Origin of the sequence: Pseudomonas sp. MF7453 (assembly GCF_016405455.1) — a bacterium.
In the GTDB taxonomy this organism is placed as follows: domain Bacteria; phylum Pseudomonadota; class Gammaproteobacteria; order Pseudomonadales; family Pseudomonadaceae; genus Aquipseudomonas; species Aquipseudomonas paralactis.
In genome coordinates, this window is the sequence record NZ_JAEKCN010000006.1 from 120,608 (window position 1) to 136,029 (window position 15,422).

9 protein-coding genes and 1 pseudogene are annotated in these 15,422 nt (G+C 53.7%); 1 reads left to right on the top strand and 9 read right to left on the bottom strand.

All coding sequences use genetic code 11. From position 1 onward, the window contains the following. Positions 1-22 precede the first annotated feature (22 nt). The 7 genes and pseudogenes from JFT63_RS11430 to JFT63_RS30080 form a co-directional block, all read right to left on the bottom strand. Positions 23-1,174 (bottom strand): alkaline phosphatase family protein, encoded by a 1,152-nt coding sequence (locus JFT63_RS11430; RefSeq protein WP_198843970.1) that lies wholly within the window; start codon positions 1,172-1,174, stop codon positions 23-25. After that, the gene (locus tag JFT63_RS11435; RefSeq protein ID WP_198843971.1) at positions 1,171-2,622 is read right to left on the bottom strand and encodes an FAD/NAD(P)-binding protein; all 1,452 of its coding nucleotides are present in this window, start codon (positions 2,620-2,622) and stop codon (positions 1,171-1,173) included. The genes JFT63_RS11430 and JFT63_RS11435 overlap by 4 nt, the downstream gene beginning before the upstream one ends. Next, positions 2,619-4,169 carry an AMP-binding protein gene (locus tag JFT63_RS11440; protein ID WP_198843972.1) on the bottom strand — a complete coding sequence of 517 codons (1,551 nt, stop codon included), beginning with the start codon at positions 4,167-4,169 and terminating at the stop codon, positions 2,619-2,621. The genes JFT63_RS11435 and JFT63_RS11440 overlap by 4 nt, the downstream gene beginning before the upstream one ends. Before the next feature lie 773 nt (positions 4,170-4,942). Then, a complete protein-coding gene (locus tag JFT63_RS11445) occupies positions 4,943-5,674 on the bottom strand; it encodes a hypothetical protein (protein WP_186562741.1) in 732 nt (243 codons plus the stop codon). A 304-nt stretch (positions 5,675-5,978) separates the two neighbouring features. After that, positions 5,979-10,238 carry a hypothetical protein gene (locus JFT63_RS11450; RefSeq protein ID WP_198843973.1) on the bottom strand — a complete coding sequence of 1,420 codons (4,260 nt, stop codon included), beginning with the start codon at positions 10,236-10,238 and terminating at the stop codon, positions 5,979-5,981. A gap of 146 nt (positions 10,239-10,384) precedes the next feature. Next, entirely contained in the window at positions 10,385-11,248 is an 864-nt protein-coding gene (locus JFT63_RS30075; RefSeq protein ID WP_407071385.1) for a methyl-accepting chemotaxis protein, read from the bottom strand. Beyond that, positions 11,243-11,998 (bottom strand): annotated as a pseudogene (locus JFT63_RS30080) (HAMP domain-containing protein); the annotation flags it as partial. The pseudogene JFT63_RS30080 and the gene JFT63_RS30075, both read right to left, overlap by 6 nt. A gap of 158 nt (positions 11,999-12,156) precedes the next feature. On the opposite strand from JFT63_RS30080, the gene JFT63_RS11460 reads away from it, so the two are divergent. Next, positions 12,157-13,368, top strand: a complete 1,212-nt coding sequence (locus JFT63_RS11460; RefSeq protein WP_198843975.1) for a multidrug effflux MFS transporter — start codon at positions 12,157-12,159, stop codon at positions 13,366-13,368. Between the two features lie 13 nt (positions 13,369-13,381). On the opposite strand, the gene JFT63_RS11465 is transcribed toward JFT63_RS11460, so the two are convergent. Next, on the bottom strand, positions 13,382-14,296 hold the full coding sequence (locus tag JFT63_RS11465) for a site-specific integrase (RefSeq protein ID WP_186559969.1): 915 nt from the start codon (positions 14,294-14,296) through the stop codon (positions 13,382-13,384). Positions 14,297-14,402: 106 nt separating this feature from the next. Further along, entirely contained in the window at positions 14,403-15,215 is an 813-nt protein-coding gene (locus JFT63_RS11470) for a M949_RS01915 family surface polysaccharide biosynthesis protein (RefSeq protein WP_198843976.1), read from the bottom strand. Positions 15,216-15,422 lie beyond the last annotated feature (207 nt).

Consider the following 15,422-nt stretch of genomic DNA (forward strand, 5'->3'; position numbering starts at 1 on the left):
AAGTCGAGCCACAGCCTACGGGTCACCGGTTGGTGTAGATTAGAAGCGGAGAAAGCTGATCCTCATCTGTTAAAGCCCCGTGATGTCCGTTCCATAAGGTCTGGTCTTTCTCCCTGAGGCTTTGCAAGATCCCGCCCTGACCTGTGGGATACACAATCATATCTCCGATACGTTGTTCAAACCTCGTGGAACCACCAAACAAACCTTCGTTAACCGCCTGGCTACGGGAAAGTACCGTAAAGTCATCACCCAGTTTGTTTTTCCAGCGCTCCATCACGGCGGGGAAGTTGCCGTCTTTCACGTAGACGTGCCGAGCTCGAATGTCGCCAGCAATCCATGCCACACCTTCTTGCAAGTGCTGATCAGAGTCGAAGTCAAAGCTTACTTCGGAGCAAAGGGTTGTCATGCCATGATCGGCGGTGACTAGCAGTTGCGTCCCTTGAGTCAGCGTACTGGCGATGGAAGAGATTAGGGTGTCGACCTCCTGCAGGCGGTTTAACCAGGCCTGCGAATGGGGTCCGTGAATATGACCCGCGTAATCCAACTCGCCAAGATAGACGTAAATCAGCTGTCTTGATAAGTTTTTTTGGGCGTTTCTAATCCGAAAGCCGCAGTGGGAGTAGTCTTCGTAGGGAGTGAAAGTAGCTCCTCTGTAGACAGCTTTGCTGTAACGAGAGTCTACGAATTTCGCTGGGAGTATGCACTCTATGTTCAGGCCCTGTTCCCTGGCAGTTTCCCAGGCTGTAGTTTCATCTTTAAAAATCGACGATTCAACGATCAGATCTTGATCGTGATGAGGACTGCCTGATTTCCATGGAAGTGGGGTGAACGATGTCTGAGCATCCAACGCGAATCGGCTGCCCACCACTCCGTGCTCGCCGCTCCCTTGCCCAAGGGCAAAGGAGGCCAAACTGGTAGCCGTGGTTGCAGGAAACCCAACCCTGAAAGACTGGCTACGACCCAGCAGCGTTTTCAGAAACGGTGCGTGGGAGCAATACTCATCAAGTAATCGCAGCCCTAAACCGTCAACCATGAAAACGATGATTTTATTCGCAGGTTGGAGATTGAAACCAGGCTCAAAAGTGAGTACCCCAAGGCTCGCTAGAATCGCATGTGACAGCTGAGCGAGCCCGGATTTTTGCGCGTGAAGTTCGTTTTGAAGCACCTGCCTCATGTCAGTGTCCTGGAGAGGATGGCGGAGGTGGCAGCGACACCGTGCATGACGCTGCGTACCACATCAGTGGTAGCCAAGAATTCACCCTTGGTCATATCACCCACGAAAAATAGGCCAGGGACTTCGTCGCCACGGCGGGACAGGGCTTGATACGTCAACGGGTTGATGGAGACACCGCCCAGGGGGTGAGTACTTATCGTGCCATTGACCAACATGTTTCTCAAAACGGGCAACTCTTTGAGGTCAGCTTCATCGTAACCAGCGCCGCGGCCATCAATCAGATACTCGACACACAAACATTCGCTCTGGCCGTGATAAATTTCGAAGCTCGACTCGGTAGCTTCGATTCCTTGAAGATCCGAGAAAATGTGTAATTGCTCAGCTTTCATCAACTGCAATATACGAGTGGCGCTAAACGCAGGAAATGCGGCCAGGTACGTCATCCAAGGACCATAGTATCTAGTCATGAACGTTGCTTTGTCGTCGTCACTAAGTTTCGACCAGAGCTTGTCAACAACTGTATAGGACGCGAGCAAAACGCTTTGCCAGAGATGATTGCCCTCAGAGCAGTTGTGCAGTTCTTGCTCAAGCTCTTCAGCCTTGGTTGGTCCTGCGTGTAATAGGGCATTCCAGTCAATAAGGTGGTTGGTGACCTTATCGAGTTCTTTCTTATGGATCGCCAGTATCGACTCTAACGTCTGAGTTTTTTCATCCAGAAGAGCAGCAGTAAACGCTTCAGCGTCATATCCGGAGTGCTCAGCAATCACCTTGGGTAGCTTACCCGCTCTGGAAACCATAAAGATTTTTCCAGTATGCCCCTTTTCTTGAAGCGCCAAGACTGCATCAATTGCTGTGAGTCGAGAACCAATGATCCCCACCGTAGCATCGGCAGGTATTTTCAAACCTTGATAAGGAGAGCGGAGCAGTTTTTTTGACGTGCTGGATAACAACGGCGATTTAGGTGCATGGCCAATGCATACAATCACCTTGTCAAAAATTTCCTCGGTGCCGTTTTCAAATTCTACGGTAAATTTTTTGACCGACTTGATGGGGGTAACGCAGGTCACTGCGGTATTGATAAGTTCAGCATAAGGTGCGTTATTCAAAGCGTTTTGTAACTGATGCTCCACATAGATACCAAACAAGCGACGTTGCGGGAACTCCGACCACGCCTGGTTTTCTTCAAGTGATGCTGCTTGCCACAATGACTGATTTTTTGCTCGCCACTCTACAAACTCAAGAGGGTTTTCCGGGTTCAGGCTCATGATAGAAGCCGGGAGGTTAATGATGTGACTGTTATAGTGAGTCCCAAAAGCCAAGCCAGCGCCCGGCTTGAGCCCGTCAGCAATAACATATTCAAGCACCGGGTCTTGTTTTGCGAGTTGGGAATACAGTTGTATGAACAGGCTAACGCCTGTTGGCCCTGCACCAATTTGTAAAACTCTCATTTGGACGCCCCTGCCTGGAGTTTGATAGCTATTTTACTTGCTTCATTTCGATCGATTTTGCCGGTCATGGTCATCGGCAGATCCTGTGCGAAATAGATATCTGTGCGGTTAACGGGATAATCATCAAGATGCGAGACATGCTTAACGATGACTTCGTGAGTGGGTTGTGTGCGGTGAGGCTTGAGCTTTATGAGCAGTAAGATTTTTTTGTCGACTTCGTGCGGCGTAGTAGTGGCGACACATTCCAGTACGTCTTCATGGTCACGCAAGTGAGACTCAAGCTCTGTCAGGTCGACCAACTTGCCGAGTACTTTAACCCGCGCGTCGGCGCGGCCATGAAGGCTGAAGATCTTGCCGTCATATGAAGCGAGGTCACCCGTTCGGTACCATCGACCGTGGCGCCCGTGTGGAAGACGGCGCAGGTATCGTCCTGACGTTCTGTGATCATGGTGTACGTAACCTTGCCCAACGCCACCGCCACCTATGTAGAGTTCGCCGACCTCGTGCACATCGGCATGAGTACCATCTTTGTTCAGAATGGCAATGTGAGTGCAGGGGAAGGGTATGCCAATAGGCAACGGGGCATCATCACCCAGGCGGCTTAGGACTTCAGCGGTAGGTTCGAAATAAGTGCTGTCGATTGTTGTTTCGGTTGTTCCATAAGAAAACACCAGGCGGCAGTTGTGAGCGATGACTTTACGAATATCGTTGAACTCCCTAACGCGCATCACGTCAGACCCGGCAATAAGCAGCTTGAAGCTTTCAAGTATGACGTTGTTGCTCAGTGCATAGTTGTAAAGCTCCCTGAGGATGATGGGAGTGAATTCCGCACACTCGATCTTGTGCGTGATGATGAAGTTGGCAAGGCTTTCAGCGTCTTGTTTTTCGGCCGACGTAGGAACGTAAATGGTTGCTCCGGAACAAAGTCCACGAATCCAATCGCCTGCAAATACGTCAAATGAAAGGCTGGCAAATTGCAGGTGCCTCTTGATTGTGCTCAGTTGATAAACTTCGCGCCAAGCCAAAAATGTTTCAATTAGATTGGCATGCCCAATGGCCACGCCTTTCGGATCTCCGGTTGAACCGGAAGTAAACATAATATAAGCGAGTGGGTGATAGTGTTGCTTTACGCTGATAGACGCCCGGACAGGCAGGTCACTATAATTAATAAACTCCGGGTCATCATTTTGCCTTTGATAAGGCAACTCATATTCAGAGAGCACGAGCTCAACGTTGGCAACGGCTAAGGTGCGTTGGATTTTCGACGTTGCCATCAACGGGTCTATAGGGCAGTAGATACATCCAGCATGTAAGCATCCCAACAGGGCGGGGAGTGCGCTGCTGATTTCACTCTGCATAATAGCAATAACGCTACCGGGTTCAATCCCCTTGCTCTGAATAAAAGCAGACACGTTGAATAGCTGCTCTTTTAACTCTTGGTAACTGACGATTTTATTGTCTGTAACGATGGCTGGCATATTGGGTGCAGCGTCACAGTGATTCAATATGAGTCGGAGGATTGACGAGTTTTTATCGGGGCGGTACATAAAACCATCCTTGTATTTATTTTATGTTTGCACTGCGGTTGTTTGCTCCGACTGTGCTGCTCACGTAAATGACGGCCATGCTTAAGCCGACATAATTAAGCGCCTAGTCAGTAGCCGAACTAAGTGTATAAAAAATGGATAAGTATGTTTGTGGGTGACAAACAGGTGTAAGAGGGAGTGAGGGTGTCATCTTAATCATTTAATTGCCTTCCATTGGCATCTACCGCCTTCCATTGGCGTGATTGGATCCAATATTTAGCGCTCATTTCCTCATGTGTCAACCCTCAATTCCAACCACCCTGATAGCTAGCCAATCAGGATGGGAGCGTAAGGGAAGTTTGGAAACGTTACAAAATACAACAAGCTTGGGATGTCAGAGCTCTTGGGCTCTTGGGCTCTTGGGCTCTTCGGCATTGCGGGAGCGGCTGGTGCGCTGCTTGCACGGGCGGAGGTATGGCGGACGGCGAAGGGAAACTGGTTACCCTAAAAAAGCGATGAGGTGGCCAGCCAGGAAGTCAGATAGCACCTTTGCTGTGTGAACCAACTGATTGATGTGGGGAGCTTTCCGATTAACTCGTTCACGTTTCCGATCAATCGGTGGGGGGCAAATTTGCGTCCAGCCATTACGAAATGCTGATACATGAGTGAGGCAGACCCAATCTTGTATTTAACATAATATACATTATGCGTACCGTCCTATACAGAGCTGGGGGGCTCCGGAAGCCAGATTTCAACCTTCACCAAGGCCTCAACACTCAAACCAGTCCTGCTCACTAAAACGACAACCCTTTCGGCACCACATATCGGCTGCCGTCATAATTCAGCACAAACGTCGCCGTCGACGAGTCGCCCTGAGTCTCTTCACAGCCGTCGCCTTCAACAGCACTATGACGGGTATTCGATTTTTCGGTGATCCGCAAATCCGCGAAACCTGCCGGAACTGATTTGCCAACCGCCAGTGTCCGCTCTGTCTGGTTGAAGTCGCCGGCGCACATGCCATCCCATTCACCACCGTTAAGGCTTACTTCCAGGTTGCTCATGATCTGGTGCAATTGCGAGCCATCGTGCAAATAGAGACTCAGGGTTTCACTGCTGTACGGGTTGACCCGTGACGAACCGTCATAGCTCACACGTACGCCAAATGCGCGTATTCCGGGCGCAAGTTGATAGCGTGCAGTGTCCAGCCGCAAGCCACTGAAGCGGATTGCGTCGGACTCGATTGCCGCTACCTGGTAGCTATGAGCAAGGACCTTGCCACTGGCGGCATCGGCGACAAGGACATCCAGGCCATAATCGCCGTCCCCGTCTTCAGTGACATTTACCGCAAATGGCAAGGCAGCAAGCACTTGGCTGGAGTTTCCTGGATTGACTTTGCAGGTCGCGCGTTCGCTGTCCAACGTCAACTGTGGATGCAGGGTCGCGGCCCAGGCTTGCATGTGTTCAGTGCAGTCACCCCAGGTGATCATGGGGAAAAACAACAAGGGTAATGCTAAAAATTTAGGCATGGGTCGGTCCTTGGACGGGTTGTCATAGTAATAATCCAGTTCCAAATTTCACAGTATTCAATCAGGATGGGTGAGCCTCCCTCCCCCTTGCTTATACTTAATCAACGCTATAACTCTACTAAATAGTCATTTAGTAGAGTTATTGTAAGTTCCTAGCGTTTATTAGTCCCCCTACGACCACGCCTTGAACCCCATCTGCGACCACTACAACCTACGGTCTCACGACTTCAGTACACTTGCCTTAGACATCTCTCCTCTCTCTTCCACCAGCCTACGGCATTAAACTGGCCCCCACCTAAGTCAATCAAGCCCCTTCTACAGCGAGCCGAGGACGTAAATCCAAGCCTCGAACCATCACCTGTATCTCACCCGAATGGGCGTTATTTATCTGCTGCGCAGCATCTTCCAAGAACGCGATAAGCCCTTCAAAATCCAACTCTTTGTGTGTATGTGGATGCCTCCATGTCCGCTTACCTGCGAACGTTATCAACAAGCACCCTGACCTAGCTTGCTCAGCGGCCATGTACTTATCCAATAATTGGTCATGCAGGGCGCTGAGCAGCTCGTTTGCTGATCGCGGCTTATCGCCTAATTTCAGTTCTATAACGGCTTGTTGCTCGGAGGCAGTGGAGCGCATGCGGATATCAGTTTCTTTTCCGTCCGCGGTTACACTCTCCTGATCCACGGTATATGCACCCTTGGCTGCATGATTGAGCTCGCGGGCGATAACCTGTCGAAGCGTATTTTCATCTTCGACGATGCTCCAGGCTCTGCGCGGAGAAGTATCCTCCAGCAACATACTCCTGAGGTCCTCGATCCGATCGTCCAGCAGCATGAACATCTGCTCGCGTGTCAGGGGAGCAAAGTTACCGGACGCCTCGATCTGCTGAATGGCCCTCATTGACAACGCGCGTCCTTCAGACTCAAGGGCCGCCCGTTCAAAAATAATTTCTTTCACGCGCTCCCGAGCATCGGCGAATACTGGATCTGCAAGCAGCTCAAGTTTAGCCTCCCAGGCGGCAGCCCCCTCTTGTTTAAGCAACTCATGTAAAAACCTATTACGCACATTTTCGGCTTGCCTGCGTACATCGCTCTGGCTGGAAAGCCCTCCCGATTTGTCGAATTTTTTATCGACATGTCGATGAGCCAACCGAACCAAATCAAGTAGGACTTGGGGCGTCATGCTTGCGAATGAAAATGGAGCATGGTTGCGCTGGCTCAAATCAGCGAAGGACAAAGCGAACCATTCTACGCCTCGCCCCATGTTAGCAACGGGGGCATCTTTCAAAATTTCCTCAAGGCACTTTACACCCGAAAGCGGGTCTGTTCGAAATAACACCGGCCCCCAGAGTCGCATCGACAGATCCGCCTCTTTACCAAAGATGTTCTGCTTGGCTTGTAACTTAAGTTCATCACGTGTTTGAACGTCGCCGCTCTGCGCGAGTATATTTGCAACGGCTATCAGTCGATCAGAAACCCCTGTACGGTCAGCAGCTTTGATTTGCGCTTCCAACCACTGCGAGAGTGCCGATTGCATGTAAGTGCTAAGCGAAACACCCATTGAGCCTAATCTTTCCAGCAAAGGCGTTGCCTCACTGCCCGCCAAACTCAACTGTTCGTTGGCCTCCCTCTCAACAGCACTGCGGTGCTTTTCATAAAGAGCCGGAAGAAGTCGCTCCAGCGTAGGTGCCCGCAGGCCGATCAAGCGTAGTGCTTGTTGGACCTCCAGCGCTGTCAGTGTGTCAGCCCAACCCGGTTGGCTGGCATTGAAAATCAACGCGGCCAATCGCAGCGTTTCTGTGAGTTCGCTGTTGTTTGTTACTAGGTCGCCTGAAGCTTTAGTCGTAGTACGCCAGGCACGACTCAATGCTTCCTCAAGAGGCACGCGGGCGTTCACTCCCAAATGTGCCACGACTCGTTCTATATCCCATTGGGCTCTGAATCGTATAAAGGTGTGCCTTGGCCCAGCAAGCCATAGCTTACGCAAAGTTCTTTCTGCCTGTTCGTCAGAAAACGCAGTGGTCGGATCATCCATTACCCGCTTTCTGAAGGCCTCCCAGAGATGGATTTTCGGATTTGCCCGTTCAGATCTTTTTGACCTACGCAGTTGTGCCGTAGGAGCAACCGCTTGTTCCACGACAGGGGTTGTGAAATTACGCGCAACGCTGACAAGTTGTGAGTTCCCCGCGAGGCTGGAAAGTATCGTGTCGTAACAGTGCTGGTCTTCAGGTTGTTCAGCACTCAAATGCAAGGCTGCTTGCAAAAGGAACTCACGCTTGCTGGCAGGCACACTGGCATCCGCCAATGCTGTGATCACCCATTCAAAGTCCACGGCATAGTCAAGTCTGAGCACGCCATGTTTCTGGGTATTGTCGTACTGTTCCTTAGCATCGGCAGGTGAAAAAAATTGCGCTCTGAGTGCCTCATCTGCCCAAAATAGCGTTTGGCGTGGCTCGCCACGCAGCGCCGAAAGCTGCGCCCTCAGCCTTCCAGGGAAGTCATTTTTATCGAGGTCAATTATTCTGAGTTGTGCGGCCAGCACGCAGGCCTGAAGTGTCTCTTGCGACGCCTCACCATTATCCAGTAAACGCGAGCACAACGAGCATAGCGAAGTGACCAGCGAAGCGTCTTCGGTATTCAACCCACCAGGGGCTTGCCAGGTTGCAGTTTCCCTTATCCGATTTATCAGCCAGTTGCACAGTTCATTCAATACTTCGCCAGACAGATCAACAGTGACCAGTATTGACGCGAGGTTACGAACCGGGCCCTCGCCTCTGGAGTTACGCAAGCGCCGCAAGATAGGAAACAATCCACTCAACGGCAGAAAGCGAGGGAATACAACAGGCACAAGATGGAAAGCGAGTTTATCGGGCCAGCGTTGCGGGGTATCGTTAATATCTTGAACCAAGGGCGATAAATCTGCATCTGAAAGAGCACCAAGCGTCGAGATCGCTTTGATTCGCTCATCATCATCAGCGCCAGCGTCCAACGCGAGCTTCATTGGAATATCGGTGCATTCGGACATGCGCGCCAAAGCGATCAAATCAAGCAACAGGTATCGGACCTTCTTATCTTCAGTGGCTTGCAACCACAATGCCGAGACCGTGGAGTGCAACTTCGGGTCCGCCAACCTTCGCGCTTGAAGGGTAGGGATAGCAAGGCCCCTATACGCCTCAGCAGCGTAATAATGGACATACGCATGCAACGCGCTTTTTTTCTGCGATAAGCTGAGAGACGCAGGATCACCATAGATCAACATAACGCTGGGGTCGCATTTCAGAACACTGTCGAATACTCGATCATTTTTTAGGCCAAGCCACGCGGCCACGGGGCGTAGTGACGGCTTTACAATCTTCAGCCCGGCAGTCGTTGTTGAAAAAAGAAGTCGTTTTACGTCACGGAAAGGCCGACCTTGGTCTAGTAAACTATTCAACCGTTCGGCAGCCAAAAACTGGGCAACCGACAGATGGTGAAACCGGACTAACCCATATGAAGCGAATCCAAAAATGGCACGTTGCAACAGGGCATCTCGCTCAGCTTTTGTCCAGTCGACAAGTACCTGCGCTACGTCTAATGCTGTGTTAGACCCGTTCGACGCGTCCGTTGAATATTTGAAATTCAACCGCCGCGCCAATAATGCTGCCAACGCTAAACGAGCGGAGCCCTCTCTTGCACGCTTCGGGCTTAACTCAGCGACTTCTTGACGTGACTCTGTCGGATTGAGTTTGAATTTCACACTTTCATGGATCTGCTCCTGAAGTTTCCCCAACGCTTGGTTTTCTCTCCAATGACTGCAAATTTCCAGCAGATCTTGTGGGCGTTTGGCAAAGTCATCCGCATTGGCGTTTTCGATTGCAGCCAGAAGCGCATCCGGATCGTTGATATGCTGTTGAACGATCAATGCCCTAGCCTGTTTCAGCGTCAGCGAATCGAGCTCTACCCGACACCAATAACTCGCCTCGTCCAGCGCAAGTGCTGCACCGTGTATTACTATATCGGAAAAGCTCTGCATCGCTGCTGGTAGGATGTTATCGCCATAAGCTGGAAGATACTTATATGCCAGGTGCTCATCGATGGGCACCGGCCGGCTCGTAATGACGACCCGAATGCGGTGCAAAAAGCCTTGGACGCCTTTGGCCAAGGAAATGAGCGCTTGTCGGAATGTACCTTGCGTTAATGAGAGTTCATCAATCGAATCCAAGAAGAAGGTTGCAATCTCGGTTCGGCTTTCCTGCCATTTAACCAGGCGTGCATATTCTTCTGGACTCAACAAGTCGTCTAACTTGTTCATCGAGAGTTGGCTGAGCTCAACGAAAAACGCTGCTTCCCCGTCGGCCCAAAGTAGTTTTTGCTGTTGCTGGCACTCAAACGTCTTGCCTGCGCCAGCTTCGGAAATGATCAAGATGCGGCGATACTCCAACAGGTCCTTCCATTCCCGCCGGCTACCGAATTTTTTAATTGCCGATGCCATCCAATCATCCGGCCTTGCAGCACTTTCATCGATCTCGACGTCTGAAAACCTGCGCATCACCCTCGTTACCACGTTGCGATCACCCTGATTCACTCTTGCAACACCCCTCCGGTGCAATCTTCTTATTATGCCGTGCGCGCGAGGCATTATCGATACTCGCTATGAAAGAGGTCACAGGTCGTATGGGGTATATTCGTACTCCGGTTGGCTGGTTGCCAACCTGGCAAAGGGATGTCAGCTCACAACCTAAACCGATCCACCGACTGCGAAAGCTTCCCCGCCAAACTCGACAATTCATCCGTCGTCGACGCAGTGTCCCCAATCACGCGGCTGTTGCTTTGCGACATGCCTGCAATCATCTCCACCTGATGAGCAATTTCGTTGCTGGCCAGGCTTTGCTCACTGATAGTTCGGGAAATATCGTTGACCAATTCGGTGGTGCTGAGCGTAGCCTGGAGGATCTCGCGAATGGCGCGTTCGACTTCGGCGGTAACGGCCATGCCCTTGTCCACTTGAGCAACGCCCTCCTCCATGCTGGTCACCGCTTCCCGAGTGTTTTGCTGGATGCGCCCGACCATGCTGGCGATCTCCTGGGTGGATGCGCTGGTGCGTCCGGCCAGGCTGCGTACTTCATCGGCGACGACTGCAAAACCGCGACCCTGCTCTCCGGCGCGGGCGGCTTCGATGGCGGCGTTCAGGGCCAGCAGGTTGGTCTGGTCGGCGATGCCTTTGATCACTTGAATAATGCTGTAGATCGCCTCGGACTCTTTGTCCAGGGTGCGGATAACCTGGGCCGATTGCTGCGCTGAACGGGCAATCCCGTCCATGTCGCTGACCACTTGGTGAATGACGCGGCCGCCATCCTTGGCCAGGGTTTCAGCCTGGTTGGCCATGTCGAGGGCACGTTGGGCATGGCGGGTGATTTCTTCGATGCTGGCGGTCATTTCGCTGGCGGCGGCGGCCATGGTGCTGGCGGCGGCGCTTTGCTGTTGGCTGCTGCCTGCGACTTCATGGCAACCCTGGCTCAGTTGTTCGCTCATGCCATTGACGCCATGGGCGTTGCTGCGAACCACTTCGATCATGCCGCGCAAATCCCGCTGCATGGTGGCCAGACTGCGAATCAGCGCACTGGCTTCGTCGTGACTTTTCGGCTCAATGATGGGTTCGCTCAAGTTGCCATGGGCGATGCTGTCGGCAATGTGGCTGGCGGTACGCAGCGGGCCCATGATGCTCAGAATGACCCAGCGCCCTTGTGCCAGCAGCAGTAACAGGCTGGCGATCAGCACCACGGCCAGGGTCCAGTTGGCTTGGCTGATGGTTTGCCGGGTACCGATGCTGGTCAGCTGGGTCTTGTTTTCGATCAGTTCACTCAAGGCCGCCATTTGATCTTCCAACCGACTGAAGGCGGCATTGAAGGTCTCCAGCTCGCCACGGGCGGCTTCGGGGTTGTCCAGGGCCAGCGCGACAATGCGCTCGCCGGCGCTGATGTAGGTATCCAGGCTGGGCTTGATGTTTTCCAGGCTCGTCTTGATTGCTTCGTCCAACGGCTGCTTGAAGTTGTCGGCCAGCACCTGGCGAAAGTGCTCGGCATGTTCCTTGAGCGAGCTGTTGACTTCGGTCGGTGTACTGGTGCTTTTGCCCAGCCCCACCAACATGGCCGCCAGCACATCGGCACGCAGGGCGTCGTGCATCATGTCGGCTTCCATGTGATTGCGCAGTACGGTCATGCTGACGTCATTGTCCTGTACCGCATCGCCCATCCGGGTATTTCCCAAATAGCTGGCCAGGCTCATGATCAAGGCGGTGAGCAACCCGGTCCCAATCAACAGCATCAAGCGTAATTTGATCGTCATGCTGGTATCCCCGTGCCAGGACCCTCGGTTGGGAACCCAACCGTTCAAGTGTCACTGTTAGCTGTATCGGCAACAACTGCTTGTTAGTGAAGCCTAAGTTTGCGGATCTGCGCGTTTCACTTAAGCTGGCCGTCCTTTGCTCCAGCCGGACCTGCATAATGTCTCGAAGTATTGCCCATCTCGCCCTGCTGCTGGGCCTGATCACCGCCGTCGGCCCGTTTGCCATCGACATCTACCTGCCTGCGCTGCCAACCCTGGGTTCAAGCCTTGGGGCCTCACCGGCGGCGGTGCAGATGAGCCTTACCGTGTTCTTCATGATCATTGGTGTGTGCCAGTTGTTCTACGGGCCGATCAGCGATGTGTTCGGGCGCAAACTGCCGATTTATGCGGGCTTGGTGATATTTACCATTGGCAGCATCGGCTGCGCGCTGGCGCCGACCATCGAAGTATTGATCGGTTTTCGCGCCATACAGGCATTCGGTGCCTGTGCGGGGATGGTGATCCCGCGGGCGATCGTGCGCGACCTGTACACCGGCCATGAAGCAGCGCGTCTGATGGCTTTGCTGATGCTGGTGATGAGCGTTTCGCCGATCCTTGCGCCGCTGGCCGGCAGCCTGGTGATCTCGATCTGGAGTTGGCGCGAAGTATTTGCTGTGCTGGCGGTGGTCGCTGTGCTTTGCCTGGTGATGACTGTCGTACAACTGCCGGAAACCCACCCGGCCGAACGCCGTTTGGGCAAGACCCTGGGCAATGCGTTCGGCAGTTATGGCGCGCTGTTGCGTGACCCGGTATTCACCGGCTTATCGGTCGTGTGCGGCTTTGGCCTTGCGACCTTCTTTGTGTTTATCGGCAGTGCGCCCTTCGTGTACATCGAGTATTTCGGCCTGACACCGGCGCAGTTCAGTCTGTGTTTTGCCCTCAACGCCGCCTCGTTTTTCGCCATGAGCCAACTGACTGCACGCTTGAGTGTGCGCTTTGGCCTTGCGCCGTTGATTCGCTGGTCGGTGGTGGGTGTGGCAGCGGTCATGGCCCTGTTGGCGGCCACCACATTCTGGGGTGATAGCTTGCCCTTGATGATGAGTTTGCTGTTTATCGGGTTCGGTTTTCTCGGCCTGTTGCTGCCGGCTGCGGGTGTATTGTCGCTGGAAGACCATGGCGCCGTGGCAGGTTCTGCGTCTGCATTGCTTGGCGCGATCCAGATGGTGACCGCGGCCGTTTCAATGACCCTGGTAGGGGTGTTCGCCGACCATACGCCCGCGCCGATGTTGATCGGCATTGCGTTGTGCGCGCTTGCCGCAATGCTCACCACGCTGTGGACCTTGCGCCGCTTGCCGGCGCACCTGGCCTCAAGCGCCCCGCCCTCCTCCTGAGCCTCGCCTACAGCTACAGATCAAAGCGGTCCACCGCCCGCCGCCGCTCATTGTCGTCGCGTACGTCATAGCTGGCGGTGGTCTGGATATTGGTGTGATGCGCCAGTTTCTGGGCGATCGACAAATCATGTTCTTCGATCACCCGGGTGATGAATGAACGGCGAAAATCATGGGGCATGATCTTCACACCCACCTGATCGCCGCGCTGCCGAGCAATGTAATAAATCGCATGTTTGGTAATGCGTTCGCGGGTGATGTGGCTGCCGCGGCGGATACGGTTGAACAAAAACGTGTCGTCCTGCTCGCCTTCCTTGAGTTGTTCGCGACGAAACTCAAGCCACGCCCGCAGCTTGACGAACGCCCAGTCCGGCGCGTATTTGATCAGCTCCTTGTTGCCCTTGCCGATCACCCGCAAGCTGCGTTCGTCAAAGTTGATCTGCGCCAGGTCCAGGTTGACCGATTCCGACTTGCGCATCCCGGAGCCATACAACAAGCCGATCACTGCCGCATCCCGCAGCCCCTGGGGTCGAGGGTCGGCGGCGCACACATCGAGCATCTCGCGGATCAGTGTACGACGCAGATTACGGCCCTGCCCCAGACGCGTGCCGGCTGCGGCCTTCACCGAGCGCATCTTCAACAGGTGATCCTGGCTGATCAAGCTCATGCGCCACGCTTCATTCATCACCCCTCGTACCGCATTCACATACAGCGATGAGGTATTCGGCGCGTAGCCGTCCTCGCGCAAGGCAGCCACCAGTGCAATGACGTGGTCGGGTTGCAGCAGGTGCCAGTCAATGTCTTCGAGGTTGAGGTCTTCGAAGCCCAGGCGGTCGGCGGCATCCTGCAGCACGTAGCGCATGGTCAGTTGGCTGGAGGGGGCCAAGCGAGTGAGGTAGAGGGTCAGCGGGTTGCGGATAGTCTCGGTCAAGGGATCAGCCTTTGGATTAAATACATCGATCAACTCATTGATTAATCGATGTATTTAGTGGGTTGGCGAAGGCTGAGTCTAACCCAGTAGCGGCCATGGTACAAAATCACGGCGCCGATTCGACGTCCTCCGCGGCTTCCTGGGGTTGGGCCAGGGATTGGCTCCAGTCGGCATCCTGTTTCTGCATCAGCGCGAACCAATGCCGGCGCATGAAGACGAGGTAGTCGCCCGGGGCCTTGGCAAAGTCCTTCTCGTCGCCATAGCAGCCCGGCAGTGGCAACTCAGTGCCCTGCTCCTTGTACTGGCTGACCAACTTCTGCTGGGCCTCGACGCTGCAATCGGTGGGCAACGGCATGCCGCGCAGGGCACCGGCATCTTCGTCCCACCAACTGGCGCCGACGCGGTCGAGACCACGCAGGCGATACTTGCCGGATTTGCCGACACGCATGATCAGCTTGAACTCATTGGGGCTCACGTCGCTGGTACAGGTGCGCGAATAACCGACCGTGACCTGGCTATTGCCGTCGCGCAGCAGGTCGGTGACTTTGGTGGCCGACTGATCAAAGCGCAGGCTGGCGTCGAACTCGCAGTGTTGCACGTCGTCGTGCAGCATCCACACACGCTTGGGATGATCGCCCGTCAGCAGATACTGCGCTGCGTAGACAAACGCCGACTGGGTGCCATCGTCCTCCCGCTCGCTGACCTGCTCGGCGAGTACCAGCAGGTTCTTGCCCTGACGGTCATCCCACGTATAGGCGGCGACTTGCTTGCCCGGCACTTCCACACCTTCCGGCACCTGATCGATATGGGTCAACGCGACGGCATCATCGGCATGCACACAAGTGACACAGGCCATCGTCATCAATAATCCCATCAGCGCAGGCCGCAACTGGCTGCGCAAAAGCTGCACGCTATTCATCCGATAACCCTGGCAAGAGATGGCTTACTTTACCGGCACTTGGGCGCCATTGCAGAGAAGTTTGTTCAATCACAGGCATCGGCCCAGCGAGCGCGCCCGGATTGAACCAAACAGCACGCATCGCGTTCCCATTTGCCCGTCTGGTCTGCACATGTAACGCCTTGATTACTTAGCTGAACCCTAGCTGTCTGCCTGTCAAATAAACGA